The 23,753-nt window shown below is 70.9% G+C and carries 25 protein-coding genes; 14 read left to right on the forward strand and 11 right to left on the reverse strand.

Translation table 11 applies throughout. The features are described 5' to 3' along the window. Window positions 1-11: 11 nt before the first annotated feature. The 10 genes from Q9R33_RS01770 to Q9R33_RS01815 all read right to left on the reverse strand — a co-directional run bounded on the left by Q9R33_RS01770 (window position 12) and on the right by Q9R33_RS01815 (window position 9,049). Window positions 12-773 carry an enoyl-CoA hydratase-related protein gene (locus tag Q9R33_RS01770; RefSeq protein ID WP_310247689.1) on the reverse strand — a complete coding sequence of 254 codons (762 nt, stop codon included), beginning with the start codon at window positions 771-773 and terminating at the stop codon, window positions 12-14. A 10-nt stretch (window positions 774-783) separates the two neighbouring features. Beyond that, window positions 784-1,980, reverse strand: coding sequence for a 1,2-phenylacetyl-CoA epoxidase subunit PaaE (paaE, locus tag Q9R33_RS01775; protein WP_310247687.1), 1,197 nt, complete (start codon window positions 1,978-1,980; stop codon window positions 784-786). Next, window positions 1,980-2,474 carry a 1,2-phenylacetyl-CoA epoxidase subunit PaaD gene (paaD, locus tag Q9R33_RS01780; RefSeq protein ID WP_311292666.1) on the reverse strand — a complete coding sequence of 165 codons (495 nt, stop codon included), beginning with the start codon at window positions 2,472-2,474 and terminating at the stop codon, window positions 1,980-1,982. Before paaD ends, paaE begins: the two co-directional genes overlap by 1 nt. Further along, on the reverse strand, window positions 2,468-3,265 hold the full coding sequence (gene paaC / locus Q9R33_RS01785) for a 1,2-phenylacetyl-CoA epoxidase subunit PaaC (RefSeq protein ID WP_396654055.1): 798 nt from the start codon (window positions 3,263-3,265) through the stop codon (window positions 2,468-2,470). Before paaC ends, paaD begins: the two co-directional genes overlap by 7 nt. A gap of 110 nt (window positions 3,266-3,375) precedes the next feature. After that, the gene (gene paaB, locus Q9R33_RS01790; protein WP_056370714.1) at window positions 3,376-3,681 is read right to left on the reverse strand and encodes a 1,2-phenylacetyl-CoA epoxidase subunit PaaB; all 306 of its coding nucleotides are present in this window, start codon (window positions 3,679-3,681) and stop codon (window positions 3,376-3,378) included. Further along, window positions 3,678-4,640, reverse strand: a complete 963-nt coding sequence (gene paaA, locus Q9R33_RS01795) for a 1,2-phenylacetyl-CoA epoxidase subunit PaaA (RefSeq protein ID WP_056370715.1) — start codon at window positions 4,638-4,640, stop codon at window positions 3,678-3,680. The genes paaB and paaA overlap by 4 nt, the downstream gene beginning before the upstream one ends. A 36-nt stretch (window positions 4,641-4,676) precedes the next feature. Then, window positions 4,677-5,138, reverse strand: a complete 462-nt coding sequence (gene paaI, locus Q9R33_RS01800; protein WP_082497108.1) for a hydroxyphenylacetyl-CoA thioesterase PaaI — start codon at window positions 5,136-5,138, stop codon at window positions 4,677-4,679. A 142-nt stretch (window positions 5,139-5,280) separates the two neighbouring features. Beyond that, window positions 5,281-7,398 (reverse strand): phenylacetic acid degradation bifunctional protein PaaZ, encoded by a 2,118-nt coding sequence (gene paaZ / locus Q9R33_RS01805; RefSeq protein WP_311292667.1) that lies wholly within the window; start codon window positions 7,396-7,398, stop codon window positions 5,281-5,283. Further along, window positions 7,395-8,243, reverse strand: a complete 849-nt coding sequence (locus tag Q9R33_RS01810; RefSeq protein WP_268776136.1) for a 3-hydroxyacyl-CoA dehydrogenase family protein — start codon at window positions 8,241-8,243, stop codon at window positions 7,395-7,397. The genes paaZ and Q9R33_RS01810 overlap by 4 nt, the downstream gene beginning before the upstream one ends. 71 nt (window positions 8,244-8,314) lie before the next feature. After that, complete coding sequence (locus Q9R33_RS01815) at window positions 8,315-9,049, reverse strand: enoyl-CoA hydratase/isomerase family protein (protein WP_310247670.1); 735 nt, start codon at window positions 9,047-9,049, stop codon at window positions 8,315-8,317. 114 nt (window positions 9,050-9,163) lie between these two features. Between Q9R33_RS01815 and Q9R33_RS01820 the strand changes: the two genes are divergently transcribed. Then, the gene (locus Q9R33_RS01820; protein ID WP_311292668.1) at window positions 9,164-9,772 is read left to right on the forward strand and encodes a TetR/AcrR family transcriptional regulator; all 609 of its coding nucleotides are present in this window, start codon (window positions 9,164-9,166) and stop codon (window positions 9,770-9,772) included. A gap of 67 nt (window positions 9,773-9,839) precedes the next feature. Here Q9R33_RS01820 and Q9R33_RS01825 read toward each other — a convergent pair whose 3' ends face one another. Next, entirely contained in the window at window positions 9,840-11,225 is a 1,386-nt protein-coding gene (locus Q9R33_RS01825) for an MFS transporter (protein ID WP_311292669.1), read from the reverse strand. Window positions 11,226-11,352: 127 nt separating this feature from the next. Here Q9R33_RS01825 and Q9R33_RS01830 point away from each other — a divergent pair, with 127 nt between their 5' ends. The 13 genes from Q9R33_RS01830 (at window position 11,353) to Q9R33_RS01890 (ending at window position 23,730) form a co-directional block, all read left to right on the forward strand. Then, a complete protein-coding gene (locus Q9R33_RS01830; RefSeq protein WP_396654056.1) occupies window positions 11,353-12,903 on the forward strand; it encodes a fumarylacetoacetate hydrolase family protein in 1,551 nt (516 codons plus the stop codon). Then, window positions 12,900-13,589: a GntR family transcriptional regulator gene (locus Q9R33_RS01835; RefSeq protein ID WP_311292671.1), complete on the forward strand. Its 690-nt coding sequence runs from the start codon at window positions 12,900-12,902 to the stop codon at window positions 13,587-13,589. Before Q9R33_RS01830 ends, Q9R33_RS01835 begins: the two co-directional genes overlap by 4 nt. 58 nt (window positions 13,590-13,647) lie before the next feature. Beyond that, on the forward strand, window positions 13,648-15,180 hold the full coding sequence (gene hpaE, locus Q9R33_RS01840; protein ID WP_310247653.1) for a 5-carboxymethyl-2-hydroxymuconate semialdehyde dehydrogenase: 1,533 nt from the start codon (window positions 13,648-13,650) through the stop codon (window positions 15,178-15,180). A gap of 43 nt (window positions 15,181-15,223) precedes the next feature. Further along, a complete protein-coding gene (gene hpaD, locus Q9R33_RS01845) occupies window positions 15,224-16,384 on the forward strand; it encodes a 3,4-dihydroxyphenylacetate 2,3-dioxygenase (protein WP_056370728.1) in 1,161 nt (386 codons plus the stop codon). A gap of 10 nt (window positions 16,385-16,394) precedes the next feature. Continuing rightward, complete coding sequence (locus tag Q9R33_RS01850) at window positions 16,395-17,180, forward strand: fumarylacetoacetate hydrolase family protein (RefSeq protein WP_311292672.1); 786 nt, start codon at window positions 16,395-16,397, stop codon at window positions 17,178-17,180. Further along, window positions 17,165-17,968: an aldolase/citrate lyase family protein gene (locus Q9R33_RS01855; RefSeq protein ID WP_311292673.1), complete on the forward strand. Its 804-nt coding sequence runs from the start codon at window positions 17,165-17,167 to the stop codon at window positions 17,966-17,968. Before Q9R33_RS01850 ends, Q9R33_RS01855 begins: the two co-directional genes overlap by 16 nt. 69 nt (window positions 17,969-18,037) lie before the next feature. Continuing rightward, entirely contained in the window at window positions 18,038-18,835 is a 798-nt protein-coding gene (locus tag Q9R33_RS01860; RefSeq protein ID WP_311292674.1) for a transglutaminase family protein, read from the forward strand. A 55-nt stretch (window positions 18,836-18,890) separates the two neighbouring features. Continuing rightward, entirely contained in the window at window positions 18,891-19,454 is a 564-nt protein-coding gene (locus Q9R33_RS01865; RefSeq protein ID WP_311292675.1) for a hypothetical protein, read from the forward strand. Between the two features lie 77 nt (window positions 19,455-19,531). After that, window positions 19,532-19,912, forward strand: coding sequence for a YciI family protein (locus tag Q9R33_RS01870; RefSeq protein ID WP_056370738.1), 381 nt, complete (start codon window positions 19,532-19,534; stop codon window positions 19,910-19,912). Then, window positions 19,912-20,967, forward strand: coding sequence for a DUF6596 domain-containing protein (locus tag Q9R33_RS01875; protein WP_310247633.1), 1,056 nt, complete (start codon window positions 19,912-19,914; stop codon window positions 20,965-20,967). The genes Q9R33_RS01870 and Q9R33_RS01875 overlap by 1 nt, the downstream gene beginning before the upstream one ends. Before the next feature lie 309 nt (window positions 20,968-21,276). After that, window positions 21,277-22,131 carry a transporter substrate-binding domain-containing protein gene (locus Q9R33_RS01880; protein WP_311292676.1) on the forward strand — a complete coding sequence of 285 codons (855 nt, stop codon included), beginning with the start codon at window positions 21,277-21,279 and terminating at the stop codon, window positions 22,129-22,131. A gap of 22 nt (window positions 22,132-22,153) precedes the next feature. Further along, the gene (locus Q9R33_RS01885) at window positions 22,154-22,999 is read left to right on the forward strand and encodes an amino acid ABC transporter permease (protein WP_311292677.1); all 846 of its coding nucleotides are present in this window, start codon (window positions 22,154-22,156) and stop codon (window positions 22,997-22,999) included. Beyond that, window positions 22,996-23,730, forward strand: coding sequence for an amino acid ABC transporter ATP-binding protein (locus Q9R33_RS01890; protein ID WP_311292678.1), 735 nt, complete (start codon window positions 22,996-22,998; stop codon window positions 23,728-23,730). Before Q9R33_RS01885 ends, Q9R33_RS01890 begins: the two co-directional genes overlap by 4 nt. Window positions 23,731-23,753: the final 23 nt, after the last annotated feature.

Here is a 23,753-nt window from a genome sequence, read left to right on the forward strand (position 1 = left end):
CCCAGGGCGCCCTACTCCCCCGTGAAGTCGGGCTTGCGCTTCTGCTGGAAGGCGGCGAAGCCCTCGCGGTAGTCGGCGGTGCTGCGCAGCGCTTCCTGTCCGCGGGCCTCTTCGGCGAGAGCGTCCCACAGGCGCTCGCCGCGCAGACGAGCGATCAGCCGCTTCGAGGCGACGAAGGCAGCGGTCGGTCCGGCCGCGGCGAGCGCTGCGCGCTGCAGCGTGAAGTCGAAGACCTCCTCGACCGGCATCGCGCGGCTGAACAGGCCGGCCGCCACAGCCTCGGCACCCGACATCATCGCGCCGGTGTAGATGAGGTCGAGCGCCCGGTGAGCGCCGAGCCGTTCGTACAGCAGGGCGTGGCCGCCCGAGTCGAGCATCGCGCCCAGGCTCGCGAACGGGGAGCCGATCTTCGCGTCGTCGGCGACGTAGACGACGTCGGTCGCGATCGCGAGGCCGAGCCCCACGCCCAGGCACGCGCCGTGGACAGCGGCGAAGGTGGGCGCCGGGAACTCGGCGATCCGCCGCATGAGCGTCTCCACGCCCGCGAGGTACTCGGGCACGTCGTCGGTCACCGGGTCCACGCCCGCGATGTCGCGGCCGGCGCAGAACGCCCGGCCCTCGGCGCGCAGCACGAGCGCACGCACCCCGGACTCCTCCGCGCTGCGGTACGCGGCATCCATCTCCCCCAGCTCCCGCAGTGAGAGCGCATTGAGCTTCGCGGGCGCGTTGAGGACGACTTCGGCGACGTCGCCTGTGATGGTCAGTTCGATCATGGCGTTCCTCCTAGACGTCGTAGTCGACGACGACGGTATCGGTCGTGGGGTGCGACTGGCAGGTGAGCACGTACCCGCGCTCGAGCTCGTCGGGCTCGAGCGCGTAGTTCTCGGTCATCGTGACCGAACCCTGGAGCAGGCGCGCACGGCACGTGCCGCACACGCCGCCGGCGCATGCGAACGGCACGTCGGGGCGCACGCGCAGCGCCGCGTTGAGGATCGACTCGTGCGCGGCGACAGGACTGTCGACGGCCTGCGACTGCCCGTCGAGGGTGAACTCGATGCGGCGCACCGCCTCGTTCTCCGCGACGACGACCGGGCGCCCCGCCGACGGCTCGGCGCGCTCCCCCTCGCCCGTCGTGAACAGCTCGTAACGCACGTGCGCAGGGTCGACGCCGATGTCCGCGAGGGTGTCGCGGCACAGCTGCACGAGTTCGAACGGTCCGCACAGGAACCACTCGTCGACCGTGTCGGGCAGCACGAGGTCGCCGAGGATCCGCCGCAGCCTCGGCTCGTCGATGCGGCCCGACAGCAGCGGGGCGGTGCGCTGCTCGCGAGAGAGCACGTGGTGCAGCGCGAGCCTGGTCGGATAGCGGTCCTTGAGGTCCGAGAGCTCGTCGAGGAACATCACGTCGAGGCTCGAACGGTTCGTGTAGACGAGCGTGAACCGTGACGAGCGCGACCGCGCGAGCACCGTCGCGGCGAGCGCCATGAGCGGCGTGATGCCCGACCCCGCGGCGATCCCCACGACGTGCGCGTCGTCGAGGTCGCCGAGCTTCGAGGTGAACGTGCCCTGCGGGCTCATCACGTCGATCTCGTCGCCGACCTTCAGCTCGGTCTGCGCCCAGGTCGAGAACCGGCCCCCCGAATCGCGCTTGATCGCGACGCTGATGGTGCGCGGCCCATCACCGCCGCCACCCGCATCCTCCGCGCGGCACAGCGAGTACGAACGGCGCACCTCGTGGCCGTCGAGGACCTTCCGCAGCGCGACATGCTGACCCGCGAGGTAGTCGAACGCGTCCCGCGACTCCTCGGGGATCGCGAAAGTCACCTCCACCGAGGCATCCGTGAGCGGCCGCACCGCCGCGACCCGCAGCGTGTGGAACCGTGCGCGATGCTTGGCGCCGCGCGGGCCGCCGACCGCGGTGGTGAGCAGCGTCTCGGCGATGCGCTCGTTCTCGCTCGCCGATGTCGATTCGGACCGCATCAGTGGACCTTGAAATGGTCGAAGGGCTCGAGGCACGCGCGGCACTCGTACAGCGCCTTGCACGACGTCGACCCGAACCGCGCGAGCTCGCGCGTGTCGAGCGACCCGCAACGCGGGCACCGCACCGACAGCTGCAGCCGGATCGCTCCGCTCACCGCCGCACGCCCGGTGGGCGGCGCGATGCCGTACTCGACGAGCTTGTGCTTGCCGGCATCCGTCATCCAGTCGGTGGTCCACGCGGGGGCGAGCACCAGTCGCACGTCGATGTCGTCGAAGCCCGCCGAGGTGAGGGCGAGCACGACGTCGTCGCGGATCGCGTCCATCGCGGGGCACCCCGAGTAGGTCGGCGTGATCGTGACCGTCACGCGCCCGGCGTCGACCACGACGTCGCGCAGCACGCCGAGATCCTCGATCGTGAGGACGGGAACCTCGGGATCGAGAACGGATGCCACGACCTCCCACGCCCGCTCGGCCGTTGCCGCGCCGGTCACCATGTCGCCCCCGGGTGCTGTCGGGCGAGCACCTGCATCTCGGCGAGCAGGTAGCCCATCGTCGGGAAGTGCGACCCGTGGCGCCCGCCGGCCGACGACATCGGAGTGGTCGGAACGTCGAGTCCGGCCTCGGCGAAGACCGCGGAGATCACGGCGTCGAACGCCGGCTGCAGCATCGATGGCCGCACGGCGACGCCGTCGAGACGCTCGATCAGCGGCTCGTCGCGGAGCAGCTCGCCCACGTACGGCCACACGTCCCCGATCGCGCGGATCATGCGCCGCCGCGACTCCGCGGTGCCGCCCGCGAGGCGCAGCGTCCACTGCACGGCGTGGTCGCGGTGGTACTCGACCTCCTTGACCGCCTTCGCCGCGATCGCAGCGAGAGTGTCGTCGGACGATGTCTGCAGCGCCGTGTACAGCTCGAACAGGTACACGGATGCTGCCAGCTGACGCGCGATCGTCTGCGCGAAGTCTCCGTTGGGCTGCTCGAAGAGCCAGGCGCTGCGGAAGTCCGGCTCGTCGCGCCAGTACGCGAGGTCGTCCTCGGTGCGGTCGTCGTACGTCCCGGCGTAGCGGAGGAAGGAGCGCGCGTGCCCGAGCAGGTCGAGTGCGATGTTCGCCAGCGCGACGTCCTCCTCGAGCTCGGGGGCGCGGGCGATCCACGCGCCGAGCTGCTGCGACAGCACCAGTGCGTCGTCGCCGAGCCACAGCGCGTACTCGGCGACGTCCGCCGTCGCCGCGCGACCTTCGCCCCCGGCCAGTTCGGCCGACAGCTCGAGCTGCTCGACGGTCACGTCACCGTGCGTGGCTTCTTCCCCGGTTTGGGGCGCGTTCTCTCCGTCGGGGCGGACGTTATCCGCCCCAACGGACGAATCGCGCCCCAAACCCGTGTGGCCGATGGTGCTCACAGGTGAGGCACCCCCTCCGACGCCGTGTAGTACGTGGCGTGGCGGTAGTTCTTGCCCGCGGGGCTCTCGAAGAACGCGCCCTTCGAGTCGGGGTCGCTCGTCGTGATCGCGTCGGCAGGGACGACCCACACGGAGGTGCCCTCGCCCCGGCGCGTGTAGAGGTCGCGCGCGTTGCGCAGCGCGAACTCGGCGTCGGGAGCGTGCAGCGAGCCCGCGTGCACATGGGAGAGTCCGCGGTTCGCGCGAACGAACACCTCGTACAGCGGCCAGGTCTCGCGCTCGGATGCGCCGGGAGTGGTCATGCCGCCACCGCCTTCACGTTCTGCTTGCGGGCGTACTCGGCGGCCGCCTCGCGCACCCACGCGCCCTCCTCGTGGGCGTTGCGGCGGTTGCGGATGCGCTCGACGTTCATCGGGCCACGGCCGGCGAGCACCTCGTGGAACTCCGTCCAGTCGATCTCGCTCGTGTGCCACCGCTGAGCCTGCTCGTCCCACCGCAGCTCGGGATCGGGAAGGGTCACACCCAGCACCTCGGCCTGGGGCACCAGCATCCCGATGAACCGCTGCCGCAGGTCGTCGTTCGAGAAGCGCTTGATCTTCCAGGCCATCGACTGCGCCGAGTTCGGCGACTCGTCGTCAGGCGGCCCGAACATCATGAGCGACGGCCAGTACCAGCGGTTCACGGCATCCTGAGCCATCTCCCGCTGCGCGGGCGTCCCCTGCATGAGGGTCAGCAGGATCTCGAAGCCCTGCCGCTGGTGGAACGACTCCTCCTTGCAGATGCGCACCATCGCTCGGCCGTACGGGCCGTACGAGGCGCGGCACAGCGGCACCTGGTTGCAGATCGCGGCGCCGTCGACGAGCCAGCCGATCGCGCCCATGTCGGCCCACGTCGGCGTCGGGTAGTTGAAGATCGACGAATACCGCGCCCGCCCCTCGATGAGCTGCTCGGTCATCTCGTCGCGCGTGATGCCCAGGGTCTGGGCGGCGGAGTACAGGTACAGGCCGTGACCGGCCTCGTCCTGCACCTTCGCCATCAGGATCGCCTTGCGCTTGAGGCTCGGCGCGCGAGAGATCCAGTTGCCCTCAGGCTGCATCCCGATGATCTCGGAATGCGCGTGCTGCGAGATCTGCCGGATCAGCGTCTTGCGATAGGCCGCCGGCATCCAGTCCCGCGGCTCGATGCGCGAGTCGGCCTCGATGATCGCGTCGAACGCCGCCTGCTCGGCGACCTCGTCGATCAGCACCTCGGTCGTCATCATCGACTCCTTATTTACAGACCGTTCGTTCAGTAAAGTCTACCCGGTGACGGATGCTTCGGCACCGCCGCCGACCGCATCGTCGGGGTGGGTGCGGCGCGTGGTGACGGACCGACCGCGGAACTCGGCGACCACGTCGCCGGTGTCGTCGGTCACCGTGACGTCGTAGAGGCCGTTGCGCCCGGAGAGGATGCGCCGCCGCGCGTGCGCGGTGAGCGTCTGGCCGGCGTGCGTGGCCTTGAGGAACGAGATGTCGGCGCCGGCGGCCACCGTCACGTCGCCGCTCTCGTTGCAGGCCATCGCGAACGCCGTGTCGGCGAGCGCGAACACCATGCCGCCGTGCGTGATGGCGAACCCGTTCGTCATGTCGTCCCGCACCGGCATCGACACGACCGCCTCACCGGGCTCGTCGCGCTCGACGACCATGCCGAGCGCGGCCGACGCGCGGTCGCGCTGCAGCATGCGACGCTGGCCCACGAAGTGCGCGGCGGGGTCGGTCATGCGCCCGGCTCCACGCTGCCGAAAGCGGCATCCGCTGCCCCATCCGCATCCGTGCCTCCGCATGCGCTGCCGAAACCGGCATCCGCGGCCGAACGCTCCGACCGCGGACGCCGATTTCGACCGCGCGGAGCTGACGCGGGCATCATGCCGTGACCTCCGCAGAGACCGGGGCGACGGATGCCTCGGCGGCAGCATCCGATTCCGCCGCCGTCTTCGCGACCAGCGTGAGGACGTCGTAGGTCGCGACGATCTCGTCGCGCTGGTTGAGGATGACGGCGTCCCACCGCACCTCGCCGTACTCGTCGGTCTCGCGCGGGGTGATCTGCTTGGCCGTGAGCACCACTCGGATCTCGTCGCCGGGCGACACCGGGGTCATGAACCGCAGGTTCTCGAGGCCGTAGTTTGCGAGCACGGGGCCGGGCTCGGGATCGACGAAGAGCCCCGCCGCCCACGAGACGAGCAGGTAGCCGTGCGCGACGCGGCCCGGGAAGAACGGGTTGGCGGCGGCCGCCTCTTCGTCCATGTGGGCGTAGAACAGGTCGCCGGTGAAGTGCGCGAACGTCTCGATGTCGTCGAGGGTCACGGGGCGCAGGGGCGAGGCGATCTGGTCGCCGACCGCGAGCTCGGCGAGCGACTTGCGGAACGGGTGACGATCGGATCGGGATGCTGCACCCTGATGCCACACACCGGTCAGCGCCGTCAGCATCGCGGGCGAGCCCTGCAACGCGGTCCGCTGCATGTGATGCAGCACCGCGCGGATGCCGCCGAGCTCCTCTCCGCCGCCGGCGCGGCCGGGCCCGCCATGCACGAGGTGCGGCACGGGCGCGCCGTGGCCCGTCGACGTGCGGGCGTCGTCGCGGTCGAGGAACAGCAGGCGTCCGTTGTAGGCGGCGGTACGGGCCAGCAGGGTCGCGGCGACCGCGGGGTCGGCGGTCGCGACGCTCGTCACGAGCGACCCGCCGCCGCGGCCGACGAGGTCGGCCGCTTCATCGACCGTGCGGTAGGCGAGCACGCTCGCCACGGGGCCGAAGGCCTCGACGTCGTGCACCGCGTCGGGCAGCGCGTCGGCCGCGCCGTCGAACCCGATCACGATGGGCGTGAGGAAGGCTCCGTCTGGGGCGGGACCGGTCGAGCCGTCGGCGAGCGTCACGTCCGGGGCATCCGTCGTCCCGAGCAGGATGCGGCCGCCCGCGGCTTCGAGCTCACCCACGGCGCGCAGCACCTCGTCGCGCTGCGCGAGCGAGACGAGCGGGCCCATCGTGACGCCTTCAGTGTGGGGATCACCCACGACGACGCGTTCGGCGATCTTGTCGCGCAGGGCGCCGACGAGCGGCTCGACGGCGTCCGCCGGCACGATGGCGCGGCGGATCGCGGTGCACTTCTGCCCCGCCTTCGTCGTGAGCTCGACCATGAGCTGCTTGACGTACGCATCGAACTCGGGCGTGCCCGGGACGGCGTCGGGGCCGAGCACCGACGCGTTGATCGAGTCGGTCTCGCTCGTGAACCTGACGCCCGGGGCCGCCTGCTCGCGAAGCCGGGACGCCGTCGACGCGCTCCCGGTGAACCCGACGAGGTCGCCGAGCCCCAGGTGGTCGAACAGCCCCGGCACGGCGCCGCTCACCAGCTGGAGGGAGCCGGCCGGCAGCTTCCCGGTCTCGACGAGGATCCGCAGCCATGCCTCGGCCACGTACGCCGTCGGCGTGGCGGGCTTCACGATCGTCGGCACGCCCGCGAGGAACGCGGGGGCGAACTTCTCGAGCGCGCCCCACATCGGGAAGTTGAAGGCGTTGATCTGCACGGCAACGCCGGGCAGCCGCGTGTACACGTGGCGCCCGAGGAACGAGCCGTCCTTCGACAGCGACTCGACCGGGCCGTCGAGGTACACCTGGGCGTTGGGCAGCTCGCGCCGCCCCTTCGACGAGTAGGTGAAGAGCACTCCGATGCCGCCGTCCACGTCGCTCAGCGAGTCGCGCGTGGTCGCGCCCGCGCGCTTGGACAGCTCGTAGAGCTCCTCCTTGCGCGCGGTCAGCGCGATGCCGAACTCCTTCAGCAGCAGCGCACGCTGGTGGAACGTCAGCGCGCCGAGGCTCGCCTGGCCGATGGTCCGTGCATGGACGATCGCGCCGGCGAGGTCGATCCCGTCGGTGCTGACGCGCGTCACGACCTCACCCGTCGACGCGTCGCGCACATCCGTCGCACCGGTCGCCGAGGCGGGCGTCCACCACGCGTCGCGCAGGTAGCTGGGGAGGATGTCGGTCACTGGTCACTCCATTCGTAGAAGCCGCGGCCGGTCTTGCGGCCGAGATGTCCGTCGGCGACGAGGCGCCTGAGCAGTTCCGGGGGCGCGAAGCGCTCCCCGAGTTCGCGGTGCAGCTCCTCGGCGATGCCGAGGCGCACGTCGAGGCCGACGAGGTCGGTCGTCCGGAGGGGACCGACCGGATGCCGGTACCCGAGCTCCATCGCCGCATCGATGTCGGCGGCCGAGGCGACCCCCTCCTCGAGCATGCGGATCGCCTCGAGCCCGAGCGCGACCCCGAGTCGACTCGATGCGAAGCCCGGGCTGTCACGCACGACGACCGGCGTCTTGCCCAGCGCCGCGATCCAGCCTTTCGCCGCGTCGACGAGCGTGGCATCGGTCGCGGTGCCGGTGACGACCTCCACGAGCTGCGACGCCGGCACGGGGTTGAAGAAGTGCAGCCCCAGGAAGCGCTCGGGCCGATCCAGAACGGATGCGAGGTCGTCGATGGAGATCGACGACGTGTTGGTGGCCAGGGCCGCCTCCGGCGCGAGCACGCGTTCCGCACGCCCGAGGGCGTCGAGCTTGAGCTCCCGATCCTCCGGGACCGCCTCCACCACGAGACCGCAGCCGGCCAGAGCCGCAGCATCCGTCGCCGTCTCGATGGCCGCGGCGAGCGCGTCGACCCCTCGATCGGTGGTGCCGCGCTCGACGCTGCGGCGCACGCTCTCGAGAAGGCGAGCGGATGCTGCGACCGCCGCGTCCGCGTCGCGCTCGACCACGACCACGTCGGCGCCGGCGAGCACGAACGCGTGCGCGATGCCCGCACCCATGCGCCCGCCGCCGATCACCCCGACCCGCTCAGGCACCCCCGAAGACTCAGGGCGTTTCGTCTCGCTTCGCTCGCTCAACGACCGGGTGCTGTCGTCGGCCGCGCTCATCAGCGCTTCCTCTCGAGGAACGCGGTCATGCGGCGGTCCTTCTCGGGGCTCTCGAAGAGCTGCGCCTGCAGCTCCAGCTCGATCTCCGGGTGCGCGGCGCGCGGGGCGAGGAGCGCCGTCTTCGTGTGGCGCGTCGCGAGCGGATCGTTGCGCGCGATCCGGTCGGCGATCGCGTGGGCGGCGGGAAGGAGGTCGCCCGGCTCGAACAGCGACGACACCAGTCCCCACTCGACGGCGGTGTCGGCATCCAGGATCCGTCCGGTCAGGAGCAGCTCCGCAGCCCGCGCCTCGCCGACGATCTCGGGCAGGCGCCACGTCGCACCGGCGGCCGCGATGATGCCGAGGCCGGTCTCGGGGTTGCCGATCTTGAGGCTCGGCGAGCCGATGCGGATGTCGGCCGCGTATGCGAGCTCGGCGCCCCCGCCGAGGGCGTAGCCGTCGATCGCCGCGATGACGGGCATCGGCAGGTTGCGGATCCGCGTGAACGCCCTCGTGTTGATCCCCCGGCGCGCGTCAGCGGCGCGGCGCTCCCGCAGCTGGGCGATGTCGGCGCCCGAGGCGAACACACCATCGGAGCCCGTGAGGATGAGCGTGCGCGGCTCGCGCTCGAGCTCGCCGCACAGCTCATGCAGCCGGTCGATGGTGTCCTGGTCGATGGCGTTGCGCACCTCCGGCCGTGACAGCGTCGCGACGACGCGGTCCTCGCGGCGCTCGATCTTGAGCGGCTCAGGCATCGGCATCCTCTCGATCCGCTTCGTCGCGGTCTCGCGCCCATAATATCTGATCGATCGTTCAGTAATGTCACCGTGTCGCGCGGCGCCGACGCCGACGGGTGCGAGACTGGGCGCATGTCCGCGAGCACCGACACCTCTCCCGCGCGACGCGGCCGCCCCGGCTACGACCGCGATCAGGTGCTCGCCGTCGCCGTCACCCTCTTCAACGAGCAGGGGTACGACGCCACGTCGGTCGCCCATCTCGCCTCACGCCTGGGCCTCACGAAGTCGGCGCTGTACCACCACTTCGATTCGAAGGAGCAGCTGCTCGCGCTCGCGCTCGGCGAAGCGCTCGACGGGCTCGAGGGCGTGCTCGAGGAGCCCGGGGCCTCCGCCGGCGACCCGGCGGAGCGGCTCGGCGCGGTGCTGCGGGGCGCGGTGCTCGTGCTCGTCGACAAGCTTCCGTATGTGACACTCCTCCTGCGCGTGCGCGGAAACAGCGACGTCGAGCGCGCGGCTCTCGAGCGGCGCCGCGCGTTCGACCACCGCGTGACCGCGCTCGTGACCGAGGCGCAGCGCGCGGGTCAGGTGCGCGCCGACGTCGACGGCGCCGTGACCACGCGCCTCGTCTTCGGCATGGTCAACTCGATCGTCGAGTGGTACCGGCCGGGCGGCGCCGTCGACCGCGAGCGCCTCGCCCACGACGTCGTCGCGGTCGCGCTGGACGGCATGCGCACCCGCTGAAACGCGCGGATGCCGCGCACCCGAGCCCGCACAGGGGCTCAGGGACGCGGCATCCGCTCCCGAAAGGTCAGGCCTTGGAGAGGCCGTAGATCGGGCTGACCGACTGCTCGGCCTCGTGGTCCGGGCCGAGCGGGATGCCGGAGCGGTCGCGCAGAAGCAGCGTGGCGATGAGGCCCACGACGGTCATTGCGGCGAGGTACCACGTGACGGAGACCGTGGAGCCGGTCGCCTGCACGAGGGCCGTCGCGATGGTCGGGGCGAAGGCGCCGCCCAGGATCGCACCGATCGCGTACGAGATCGAGACGCCCGAGAAGCGGATGGATGCCGGGAACAGCTCGGAGTAGAGCGCGGCCTGGGGTCCGTACGTGAAGCCGAGGCCGATCGTGAGGATCGCGAGACCCAGGAAGAGCAGCCAGATGCTCCCGGTGTTGACGAGCGGGAAGAGCAGGAACACCCCGACGAGCTGCAGGATCCACCCGATGATGTACGTCGTGCGGCGGCCGATGCGGTCGGAGAGGAAGCCGGCGGCCAGCGTCGACAGCAGCCACGTGACCGCCGAACCCGCGACGGCCCACAGCACGGGCCCGCGCTCGAGTGCGAGCGGGCCCTCGGGGTTGGTCGAGTAGCCCTGGATGTAGCCGCCCGTGGTCATGTAGCCGACGGCGTTGTTGCCGGCGAACACCAGCGCGGCGATGAACACGAGCAGCAGGTGCTTGCGGAAGAGCGTGATGATCGGCATGCGCGCCTTCTCCTTGCGCTCGGCGAGCTCGGCGAAGACCGGGCTCTCCTCGACGCGGCGGCGCACGTAGTAGCCGACGAGGATCAGCACGACGCTGAGCAGGAACGGCACACGCCAGCCCCACACGAGGAACGCGTCTCCGGGAGCGATCATCGCCATGAGAGCCATGACGCCCGAGGCGAGCAGCAGGCCGAGCGGCACGCCGATCTGCGGCGAGGCTCCGAACGCGCCGCGGCGCTGCTTCGGCGCGTGCTCGACGGCCATCAGCACCGCGCCGCCCCACTCGCCGCCGGCGGAGATGCCCTGGACGATGCGCAGGAGCACGAGGAGGATCGGCGCGGCGACGCCGATCGCCTCGTAGGTCGGCAGCACGCCGATGAGCGCGGTGGCCGCGCCCATGAGGATCAGGGTCCACATCAGCACGACCTTGCGGCCGTACTTGTCGCCGAAGTGCCCGGCCAGGAAGGCACCGAGCGGCCGGAAGAGGAAGCTCACACCGACGGTCGCGAAGGCGACGATCGCACTGTTGGCGCCGAGCGGTGCGAAGAACAGCTGGCCGAAGACCAGGCCGACCGCGGTCGCGTAGATGAAGAAGTCGTACCACTCGACGGTGGTGCCGACGACCGTCGCGAACACGACGCGTCGTCGGTCCGTGGTGGACGCGATGGTTCCGGTGGGGGTGAACCCTGCTGTGGGTCCTGAGGTGCTGCTCATGGTGACTCCTGTGTCGGGGGCTGACGACATCGTCGCCGGCGAACCGTTGGGGGATGGTTGCCGGATGCTGCACGATCATATACGATTTCGAATACGACGCAACAGGTCGCTTCGAGTAAGGGAGCTCATGGACGAGATCACGGTCCCCACGCCTTCTCCACACGCCGCCGGCGCGTCGCGCGGAGCCTCCGGACACGTGGACCCAACCGCAGACCGCCGTTTCGCGGCGCTTCCGGGCCGCCCGGGCAAGATCATCGCCATCCACCTCAGCTACGCGTCGCGTGCGGATCAGCGCGGGCGGCGGCCGCAGCATCCGTCGTACTTCTTCAAGCCGTCGAGCTCGGTCGCGGCGTCGGGCGACACCATCGAGCGTCCGGAAGGCACCGAGCTGCTCGCGTTCGAGGGCGAGATCGCGCTCGTGATCGGCACCCCGGCCCGCCGCGTCGGACTCGCCGACGCGTGGGACCACGTCGCGTGGGTGACGGCCGCCAACGACTTCGGCCTCTACGACCTGCGCGCGAACGACAAGGGCTCGAACGTGCGCTCCAAGGGCGGCGACGGCTACACGCCCATCGGTCCGGCGCTCATCGATGCGCGCGCCATCGACCCCGAGGCGCTGCGCGTGCGCACGTGGCTCAACGGCGAGATCGCGCAGGACGACACCGCCGCGGGCATGATCTTCCCGCTCGCGCAGCTCGTGGCCGACCTGTCGCAGCACTTCACGCTCGAGACCGGCGACGTGATCCTCACCGGCACGCCCGCCGGCTCGTCGGTCGCGAAGCCCGGCGATGTCGTCGAGGTCGAGGTCGACGTTCCTGGCGGCCCGTCGTCGGGACGACTCGTGACGACGGTGTCGCAGGGCTCGGCGGCCTTCGACGCCGAGCTCGGCTCGCTGCCCGCGGTCGACGACCTGCAGCGCACGGAAGCCTGGGGCTCGCGCGAGGCCGCCGGGCTGCCCGCGATCGACGCCGCGACCCCGCTCCTCTCCCCCGAGCTGCGCGCCAAGCTTGAGGCCGTTCCGGTGGCCGGGCTCTCGGCGCAGCTGCGCAAGCGAGGGCTGAACAACGTGCACGTCGACGGCGTGCGCCCCCTGCATCCCGAGCCCAAACTCGTCGGCATCGCCCGCACACTGCGCTTCGTACCCAACCGCGAGGATCTCTTCGCGTCCCACGGCGGCGGCTACAACGCGCAGAAGCGCGTGTTCGACGCCGTCGGCGACGGCGAGGTCGTCGTGATCGAGGCGCGCGGCGAGGCGGGCTCGGGCACGCTCGGCGACATCCTCGCGATCCGTGCGCACGCCCGCGGCGCCGCCGGCATCGTCACCGACGGCGGAGTGCGGGATGCTGCGGCCGTAGCCGCCGTCGGCATCCCTGTGTACTCGTCCGGCGCGCACCCCGCGATGCTGGGCCGCAAGCACGTGCCGTGGGACGCCGATGTGACGATCGCGTGCGGCGGCACCACGGTCCAGCCCGGCGACATCATCGTCGGCGACGCCGACGGGGTCATCGTGATCCCGCCGGGGATCGCCGAGGAGGTCGTCGACGCCGCGCTCGCCCAGGAGGGCGAGGACGCCTGGATCGCCGACCGCGTCGCGGAGGGGCATCCCGTCGACGGGCTCTTCCCGATGAACGCCGAATGGCGCGCGAAGTACGACGCCCGAGAGGAAGGCCGCGCATGAGCCCGACCGAAGCCGACACGCTCAGCAAGTCGCAGCAGGCGTACCGCTGGATCAAGGAGCGCATCGCGAACCAGGAGTTCACGCCGGGCTACCGCCTGGTGCTGGGCAGCATCGCCGGCGATCTCGACATGAGCGTCGTGCCGGTGCGCGAGGCGATCCGACAGCTCGAGGCAGAAGGGCTCGTCACGTTCGAGCGCAACGTCGGGGCGCGGGTGTCGATGGTCGACGACTCGCAGTACCGCTACAGCATGCAGGCGCTGTCGATCCTCGAGGGCGCCGCCACCGCGCTGGCCGCGCGCCGGCTCACCGCTGACGACGTCCGCAACGCGCGCCGCATCAACGAGCTCATGATCGAGACGCTCGAGCACTTCGACCCGCGGGCGTTCACCGCGCTGAACCAGGAGTTCCACGCGGCGCTGTTCGAGAAGTGCGCGAACCCGCGCATGCTCGACCTCGTGCACGCCGAGTGGGCGCGTCTCGGCCACCTGCGCGACTCGACGTTCAGCTTCGTGCCCGGCCGCGCGCAGGAATCGGTGCGCGAGCACGAGAACATCCTCGTGCTCATCGAGACCGGCGCCCCGCTCGGTGAGATCGAGAAGGCCGCCCGGCGCCACCGCTCGGCGACCCTCGACGCGTACATGATCCACGAGCACCCCGACGAGGCCCTGGGCCTTCCCGCGTTCTGACTCACGGATGCCGGGAGCCCCGGCATCCGTCTCCACCACCTCCGACGAAGGAGCAGCAATGACCGACACGCAGACCGTCCTCGCGACGCGGCATGTGCCCGAGGGCCTGCCGAGCCGCATCCAGCACTACATCGACGGCGAGTTCGTCGACTCGCAGGACGGCGACACGTTCGACGTGCTCGACCCGGTGACGAACGAGACCTACGTGCAGGCCGCGGCCGGCAAGAAGGCCGACATCGACCGGGCCGTTGCCGCGGCGCGACGCGCGTTCACCGAGGGGCCGTGGCCCCGGATGCTGCCGCGCGAGCGCTCGCGCGTGCTGCACCGCATCGCCGACATCGTCGAATCCCGCGACGCGCGGCTCGCCGAGCTGGAGTCGTTCGACTCGGGCCTGCCGATCACACAGGCCCTCGGCCAGGCCCGCCGCGCGGCCGAGAACTTCCGCTTCTTCGCCGACCTGATCGTGGCGCAGGCCGACGACGCCTACAAGGTGCCGGGCCGGCAGATGAACTACGTCAACCGCAAGCCGATCGGTGTCGCAGGCCTCATCACCCCGTGGAACACCCCGTTCATGCTCGAGTCGTGGAAGCTCGGCCCCGCGCTCGCCACCGGCAACACGGTGGTGCTCAAGCCCGCCGAGTTCACGCCGCTGTCGGCGTCGCTGTGGGCCGGCATCTTCGAGGAGGCAGGCCTCCCGAAGGGCGTGTTCAACCTCGTCAACGGACTCGGCGAGGATGCCGGCGACGCGCTGGTGAAGCATCCCGATGTTCCGCTCATCTCGTTCACCGGCGAGAGCCGCACCGGGCAGCTCATCTTCGGAAACGCCGCGCCGTTCCTCAAGGGCCTGTCGATGGAGCTCGGCGGCAAGTCCCCCGCGGTCGTGTTCGCCGACGCCGACCTCGACGCCGCGATCGACGCCACGATCTTCGGTGTCTTCTCGCTCAACGGCGAGCGCTGCACCGCGGGCTCGCGCATCCTCGTGGAGCGCCCGGTATACGACGAGTTCGTGAGGCGCTACGCCGCGCAGGCCGACCGCGTCGTCGTCGGCTACCCGCACGACCCGAAGACCGAGGTCGGGGCGCTCGTGCACCCCGAGCACTACGACAAGGTCGTCTCGTACATCGAGATCGGCAAGTCGGAGGCGCGACTCGTCGCCGGCGGCGACCGCCCCGAGGGGTTCGAGACGGGCAACTTCGTGCGTCCGACCGTGTTCGCCGACGTGGCACCGGACGCCCGGATCTTCCAGGAGGAGATCTTCGGCCCGGTCGTCGCGATCACCCCGTTCGACACCGACGAGGAAGCGCTCGAGCTCGCCAACGGCGTGCGCTACGGGCTCGCCGCGTACGTGTGGACCAACGACCTCAAGCGCGCGCACAACTTCTCGCAGGCGATCGAGGCCGGGATGGTCTGGCTGAACTCGAACAACGTGCGGGACCTGCGCACCCCGTTCGGCGGCGTCAAGGCCTCGGGTCTCGGCCACGAGGGCGGCTACCGCTCCATCGACTTCTACACCGACCAGCAGGCCGTGCACATCACGCTCGGCCCCGCCCACAACCCCACCTTCGGAAAGGCGGATGCCGCCGGCCACTGAGGGCCGCAGCATCCATCTCCGATATCCCACGCAAGGACGCGACATGACCCACCGTGACCAGATGACCCGCACCTCCTCCGGCTTCTACGTGAGCCAGGAGGCGCCGATCCTCTCCGACAACCCGATCCCCACCCCCTCCGTGCCGGCGCCTGACATCCTGCGCTGCGCATACATGGAGCTCGTCGTCACCGACCTGCTCGCGTCGCGCGAGTTCTACGTCGACGTGCTCGGCCTGTACGTGACCGAGGAGGACGAGAACACGATCTACCTCCGGTCCACGGAGGAGTTCATCCACCACAACCTCGTGCTGCGCCAGGGGCCGGTCGCCGCGGTCGCCGCGTTCTCGTACCGCGTCCGGTCGGCGGAGGATCTCGACAAGGCCGTCGCCTTCTACGAGGAGCTCGGCTGCCGCATCGAGCGCCGCCCCGACGGCTTCACCAAGGGCATCGGCGACTCGGTGCGCGTGACCGACCCGCTCGGGTTCCCGTACGAGTTCTTCCACGCCACCGAGCACGTCGAGCGCCTGTCGTGGCGCTACGACCTGCACACCCCCGGCGAGCTCGTGCGCCTGGACCACTTCAACCAGGTCACCCCCGACGTGCCCCGCGCCGTGAACTTCATGCAGTCCCTCGGCTTCCGCGTCACCGAGGACATCCAGGACGAGGAGGGCACCGTCTACGCCGCCTGGATGCGCCGCAAGCCCACCGTGCACGACACCGCGATGACCGGCGGCGACGGGCCCCGCATGCACCACGTCGCGTTCGCGACCCACGAGAAGCACAACATCCTCGCGATCTGCGACAAGCTCGGCGCGCTCCGCCGCTCCGACGCGATCGAGCGCGGACCCGGCCGCCACGGCGTCTCGAACGCGTTCTACCTCTACCTTCGCGACCCCGACGGACACCGCGTCGAGATCTACACGCAGGACTACTACACCGGCGACCCCGACAACCCCGTCGTCACGTGGGACGTGCACGACAACCAGCGCCGCGACTGGTGGGGCAACCCCGTCGTGCCGTCGTGGTACACCGAGGCCTCGCTCGTGCTCGACCTCGACGGCAACCCGCAGCCCGTGGTGGCGCGCACGGACTCGTCCGAGATGGCCGTGACCATCGGCGCCGACGGCTTCTCGTACACCCGCCCCGACGAGGACTCGATGCCCGAGTACAAACAGGGCGAGTACAAGCTCGGCCACCAGCTGTAAGGGGAGACGGATGCTGCACCCCGACGACATCGCCGCCATCGCGGCCGAGCTGGCCGAGGCCGATCGCACGCACGGCGTGATCCCGCGCATCACGGCGCGGTACCCCGGCGCCACGGTCGAGGACTCGTACGCGATCCAGGGCGTGTGGCGCGACCAGAACATCGCCGCCGGGCGCACGCTGGTGGGCCGCAAGATCGGGCTCACGTCGAAGGCGATGCAGCAGGCGACGGGCATCACCGAGCCCGACTACGGGGTGATGTTCGACGACACCGTGTACCGCTCCGGTGCCGAGATCCCCGTCGAGAAGTTCTCGAACGTGCGCATCGAGGTCGAGCTCGCTTTCGTGCTGAGAACCCCGCTCGAGGGCCCCGACTGCACCCTCGACGACGCCCTCGCGGCGATCGACTACGCCGTGCCCGCGCTGGAGGTGCTGAACTCCCACATCGAGCTCGAGGGCCGCACCATCGTCGACACGATCTCCGACAACGCCGCGTACGGCGCAATGGTGCTCGGCGACGTGCGCAAGCGCCCCGACGAGATCGACCTGCGGTGGGTTCCCGGCGTGCTGAGCCGCAACGGCGAGATCGAGGAGACCGGCGTCGCCGCGGGCGTGCTGGGCCACCCCGCGACGGGCGTCGCGTGGCTGGCGAACAAGTTCCACCAGCACGGCGCGCGCCTCGAGGCGGGCGAGATCATCCTCGCGGGCTCCTTCACCCGCCCCATGTGGGTGTCGCGGGGCGATACGGTCAGGTGCGACTACGGACCCATGGGAGTGATCGAATGCCGCTTCGTCTGAGCCCGACTTTGAGCGTCGTCCTCGCGAACGCCGACCGCCCGCTCGCGGGCATGTGGGTGTGCACGGGCTCGCCGCTCGTGGCCGAGATCTGCGCGGGCTCGGGCCTGGACTGGGTGCTCATCGACATGGAGCACTCGCCCAACGGCCTCGAGTCCGTGCTCGCCCAGCTGCAGGCCGTCGCCGCCTACCCGATCACGCCCGTGGTGCGCGTGCCGATCGGCGACGTCGTGACGATCAAGCAGGTGCTCGATCTCGGAGCCCAGAACCTGCTCGTGCCGATGGTGTCGTCGAAGACGGATGCCGAGGCCGCCGTCGCCGCCGTGCGCTATCCCCCGCAGGGCACGCGTGGTGTGGGCTCGGCGCTCGCGCGGTCGGCCCGCTGGAACCGTGTCGACGGGTACCTCCAGGACGCCGACGCGCACGTCTCGCTGTTCGTCCAGATCGAGACGACGGCAGGTGTCGAGGCGGCCGCCGAGATCGCCGCCGTCGACGGCGTCGACGGCGTCTTCGTGGGTCCCAGTGACCTCGCCGCCTCGATGGGCGTGCTCGGTCAGCAGACCCACCCCGACGTCGTCGCCGCCGCCCACCGCACGTTCGACGCCGTCCGCGCGGCCGGCAAGCCGGTCGGCGTCAACGCCTTCGACCCGGCCACCGCCGACGCCTACCTCGAAGCCGGCGCGTCGTTCGTCCTCGTCGGCGCCGACGTCGCGCTCCTGGCGCGCGGCTCGGAAGCCCTCGCCGCCCGGTTCATCCCCGCCGACGCCTCCGGCGAGCGCGCCTCGTACTGAGCGCGACCACTGCAGGCGCAGCGTGTCAAGGCGGCCCGGAAGGCGGTCCGCACGTGTCACGCTGGGGCGATGAAGCGAGACGTCTCCAGCCGCATCGCCCTGAACGTCACCGAACCGGCCGAGTTGGTCTTCGCGATCACGGCCTCAGCGCACTACTCCCCCGACTCCGAACACCTCGCGGCGCACGTGGACGGCAGGCCCGTCGAGATTCACGAGCTTCGCGATGCCCACGGCACGCGCCTGCACCGGGTCATGGCGCCGGTCGGGTCGTTCGCGATGGAGTACAGCGCCTCCCTTCACGACGGCGACCCCGCGGGCGGCGACGACGATGTCGAGCGGTTCGTCCATCTGCGGCCGAGCCGGTACGCCGAGTCCGACACGCTGGCACCCACCGCGACCGCCGAATTCCGCGGCATCGAGGGTGCCACCGAGCTCCTCGCCGCCGTCTCGTCGTGGGTCGGCACACGTCTGTCGTACATCCCCGGATCCTCGCTGCCCACCGACGGCGCCGCGCGCACGCTGCTCGCCCGGCGGGGCGTGTGCCGCGACTACGCGCACCTGTGCGTCGCGCTGCTGAGGGGGCTCGGCGTCCCGGCGCGCATGGTCGCCGTGTACGCACCCGGGCTGAGCCCCATGGACTTCCACGCCGTCGCCGAAGCGTGGATCGACGGCGCATGGCGGGCGATCGACGCGACGACGCTCGCGCCGCGCTCGAGCCTCGTGCGCATCGCGACGGGTCGCGATGCCGCCGATACGGCGTTTCTCAACGTGTTCTCGGGGCGTGCCGACCTGGTCCAGCTGACGGTCGCCGCGACGGCCGACGAACTGCCGGACGACGACGTCACCCGGCTGGTCTCGATCGCCTGAGCCCTCGCCCGCGGGGTCGTTCCACAGGCCCGACCCGACGTGGCACAGTGATGTCATGAAGAAGTGGGTCGTGCGGTTCCTCTCGCTGCTGGTGTTCAACATCGTCGTCCTGCTGATCGTCGGCTGGCTCACTCCCGCGCGCGTCGGCTGGGCCGCGCTCTGGGCGGGCATCGTGCTGACTGCGCTCGTCATCTGGATCAAGCCGCTGGTCGAGAAGTGGTTCCGCTCGATGGCGGCGAAGTCCGCGAATCAGCGCACCAGGGCCGGCGAGAAGCTCGTCGAGTTCCTGCTCGCCTTCGCCGTCGCGTTCCTGGTCTGGATCGTCACCGTGGTCTTCACGGGGGTCTCCATCGGCGGCGGCATCTTCGGCGCGTTCTGGGGCTGGGTCATCCCGCCGGTGATCCTCCTCATCGGGTGGGCGATCTACGGCGCCATCGACGACAAAGTCGAGGCCCACGCCGGCACGCTCTACGACAAGGCGACCGGTTCGAAGGCTGCGGGAACGGATGCTGCGGCCCCGCCGATCCCCTCCCCCGAGGCATCCGCCGCCCGACGAGAACTGAACGACGGGCTCACCGACGAGCAGCGACGCATGCTCGACGAACTCGGCAAGGGCTGACTGCGCCCGACCTGTCGATCGGGGCGGGCGCCGATCGTCATCAGGGTGTCGATACCCCTGAAAGAAAGGACGACGCCATGCGGTACGCACTCCTCCTCCACTACCCCGAGATGACTCCCGAAGACATGGGCGACGACGCCTGGGCCGAGGGCATGCGCGAGTTCGACGAGTACGCCAAGGCGCTCGACGACGCGGGCGTGCTGGTCTCGGCCGAGGTGCTCCAGCCCTCCGCCGTGACCACGACGGTGACCGCGCCCGACGGCACGCTGCGGGTGCAGGACGGCCCGTTCGCCGACACCAAGGAACAGCTCGGCGGCACGTTCGTCATCGAGGTCGCCGACCTCGATGCCGCGATCGACTGGGCCGGCAAGGCGCCGTCGATCAGCTGGGGCACCGTCGAGGTGCGGCCCAGCGCCACCCGCTTCGAGAACGGCTCCTGGACCCCGTTCGCGAGCTGATGCCGTCCGCTTCCGACTCCCGCACGGTCGCGGCACGCACCGCGCGGGAGTCGTACGGCCGCATCCTGTCCGTGGTCGCAGCGTCCACGCGCGACGTCGCGCTCGCCGAGGACGCCCTCGCCGACGCGTTCGAGCGCGCGCTGCGCACGTGGCCGGATGCCGGCATCCCCGCCAATCCCGAAGGGTGGCTGGTCACCGTGGCCCGCAACCGACTGCGCGACGCCCTCTCGTCAGCGGCGCACCGCACCGGTGTACCGCTCGACGAGGGGATCGCCGCGGTGCGCGCCGACGAGCGCGAGGTCGACGCACTCAGCGTTCTCGAGCGCGCCGAGGCGATCCCCGACCGTCGACTCGAACTGCTGTTCGCGTGCGCGCACCCGGCCATCGACCCTGCCGTCCGCACCCCGCTCATGCTGCAGACGGTGCTCGGATTCGACGCGGCCGAGATCGCCCGCGCGTTCGCGGTCGAGCCGTCCGCGATGGCCCAGCGGCTCGTGCGAGCGAAGCGGCGGATCCGGGACGCCGGCATCCCGTTCCGCGTGCCCGCCCTCGCCGACATGCCGTCCCGGCTGCCGGCCGTGCTCGAGGCGATCTACGCCGCGTACGCCATCGGCTGGCTCGACCAGGGCGAGGAGCCGCGCGAGTCGCTCGCCGACGAGGCGCGCTGGCTCGCGGTGCTCACCGCGACCCTCCTCGACGACGAGCCGGAGGCGTGGGGCCTCGCCGCGCTGCTGACCTACGCGCAGTCGCGCGCACCCGCCCGCGCCGACGTGCCGTGGCCGCCGCTCGACGAGCAGGACCCGGCCGAGTGGGATCGCGCGCTCATCGCGGAGGGCGCCGCTCTGCTGCGCCGCGCCTCGTCGCTCGGGCGACCGCTGGGGCGATTCCAGCTCGAGGCCGCGATCCAGGCCGTGCACTGCGACCGCGCCCGCACCGGCGCCCTCGATGTCGAGGCGCTCGTGAAGCTGTACCGCGGACTCGTCGTGCTCGCACCCACCGACGGCGCGCGAGCCGCGCTGGCGGCGGCCGAAGCGCGGCTCGCGTCCGCGTCGTGATGACCGATGCCGGGGCCGCGGCATCCGTCTTCCGCATTCCGCTGTCCGAATCGGCACCCGCTGCGGTTCTGAACGGCCGCGGATGCCGAATCGGGCAGCGCGAGCGCAGCCGGCCGTTCGGAACAGTCGCGGATGCCGATTCGGGCAGCGCGAGATGTTGCGAAACGGATGCTGCGGGCCCCGGCTCCCCGGCATCAGACGTGTAACAAACCGACCCGCGCGGGCCGTTCGGCCCGGCCCCTCGCCAAGATGGAGGGATCCGCGCAGCGACAGCACGCACGCGCGGACACCCGACTCCTGGAGGCACCCATGTCGCGCAGCATCCGTCTCGTCCGCATCGCCGCCGCCGGCATCGCCGTCGCGGCCCTCGCCCTGACCGGCTGCGCCTCGGGTTCCGCGCCGGCAAGCAGCGAGTCGGCCGCCGCCGACGCGGGCTACCTCACCCCCGGCAAGCTCACCATCGCGACGGGCGAGACGGCGTACGAGCCGTACGTGATCGACGATGACCCGGCGTCGGGTGAAGGGTTCGAGGCAGCGGTCGCGTACGCCGTCGCCGAGGAGCTCGGCTTCGCCGCCGACGACGTCGAGTGGGTGCGGACCAGCTTCGAGTCGGCGATCGCGCCCGGACCCAAGAGCTTCGACTTCAACATCCAGCAGTACACGATCACCGACGAGCGCAAGCAGGCCGTGGACTTCTCGTCGCCCTACTACGAGGCCAGCCAGTCGGTGGTGGCGCTGAAGGGCGGTGCCGCCGAGGGCGTGACCGACATCGCGGGCCTCAAGGATCTGGTGCTCGGCGCGATGTCGGGGTCCACGAGCGCCACGACGATCGAACAGGCCATCGCTCCCACCGCCACGCCGCAGCTCTACAGCTCCAACGAAGACGCGGTCGCCGCGCTCAAGGCCGGCCAGATCGATGCCCTCGTGCTCGACACCCCGACCGCGTACACCGCGGTGAACTTCTACATCGACGACTCCTTCACCGTCGGCGAGCTCCCGGCCGCGGGGGTGCCCGACCAGTGGGGCCTGCTGCTGGCGAAGGACTCCCCGCTGACCGCGGACGTCACCGCGGCCGTCGACACCCTGCGTGAGAACGGAACGCTCGACGCCCTCGAGGAGGAGTGGCTCGCCGTCCTCAGCGAGGGCGTGCCTCAGCTGCAGTGACCGCGTCCGCTACGTTCGTTCGGTGACCCCGCACCAGCCCAGCGCGCTCGAGCTCGACCGCCGCGCCTACCGGCACCGTCGCTCGCGGCGGTCCATCCTGATCGCGATCGCGTCGTCGCTCGCGTTCGCGGCGATCGTCTGGGTGACGGTCATCAACACCGAGGGCTGGTCGAAGGTCCAGCAGTCGTTCTTCAACCTCGACGTCGCGATCCAGGCGCTGCCGAAGGTGTGGGACGGCTTCCTGATCAACCTGCAGGTCCTCGCCTACTCCGTCGTGACCGTCGCCGTCGTGGCACTCGTGATCGCCGTGCTGCGCACCCTCCGCGGGCCGGTCTTCTTCCCTGCGCGCGTGCTCGCGGCCGGCTACACCGACCTCTTCCGCGGCCTGCCGTTCATCATCGTGCTCTACCTCATCGGCTTCGGTCTGCCGACCATCACGAATACGCGGATGCCGGTCGTGCTGCTCGGCGTGATCGCGGTGACGCTCACGTACTCCGCGTACGTCGCCGAGGTGATCCGTGCCGGCATCGAAGCCGTCCACCCGTCGCAGCGCCTCGCCGCACGGGCGCTCGGCCTCGGGTACGTGCAGTCGCTGCGCCGCGTCGTGCTGCCCCAGGCCTTCCGCAAGATCACGCCGCCCCTCATGAACGACTTCATCTCCATGCAGAAGGACGTCGGGCTGATCTCCATCCTCGGCGCGGTCGACGCCATCGCCGCGGCGAGATCCGTCGCCTCGCTCACCTACAACTTCACGCCGTACGTCGTGGCCGGGGTGCTGTTCATCCTGCTCGCGATCCCCACCATCCGGCTCACCGACTGGTACACCGCACGACTGCGCGAACGCGAGCAGGCGGGGGCGATCCTGTGACCGCTCTGCTGCGGGCGACCGGCATCCACAAGTCCTTCGGCGAGCGCGAGGTGCTCCGCGGCGTCGGCCTCGAGCTGGCGACCCACGAAGTGGTCGCGCTCATCGGCGCGAGCGGATCCGGCAAGTCGACGCTGCTGCGATGCCTGAACCTCCTCGAACCCATCGACGACGGGCAGATCTTCCTCGACGACGAGGACATCTCCGACCCTCGCGTCGACGCGAACCGCGTCCGCTCGCGGTTCGGTGCCGTGTTCCAGAGCTACAACCTGTTCCCGCACCTCACGGTGCTCGACAACGTCACGCTGGCCTCGCGCGTCGTGCACCGCACTCCCCGGCGTGAGGCCGAGGCTCGTGCGCTCGAACTGCTCGGCCGCATCGGGCTCGCCGACCTGGCGCGCGAGCACCCCGACCGCCTCTCAGGCGGCCAGCAGCAGCGTGCCGCGATCGTGCGGGCCATCGCGACCGACCCCGAGGTGCTGTTCCTCGACGAGATCACGTCGGCGCTCGACCCCGAACTCGTGGGCGAGGTGCTCGAGCTGGTACGGCAGCTCGCCGCCGACGGCGCCACGATCCTGATGGCGACGCACGAGATGGCCTTCGCGCGGGATGTCGCCCACCGCGTGGTGTTCCTCGACGCGGGCACGATCGTCGAGCAGGGGCCTCCTTCCGAGGTGCTGGCGACTCCTCGCGAACCACGCACCCGGGAGTTCCTCGCCCGCTTCACCGCCTGAGTGAGGCAAGGCCGCGCTGTCCA

The sequence above is a fragment of the Microbacterium sp. PRC9 genome (genome assembly GCF_031844125.1).
In the GTDB taxonomy this organism is placed as follows: Bacteria; Actinomycetota; Actinomycetes; order Actinomycetales; family Microbacteriaceae; genus Microbacterium.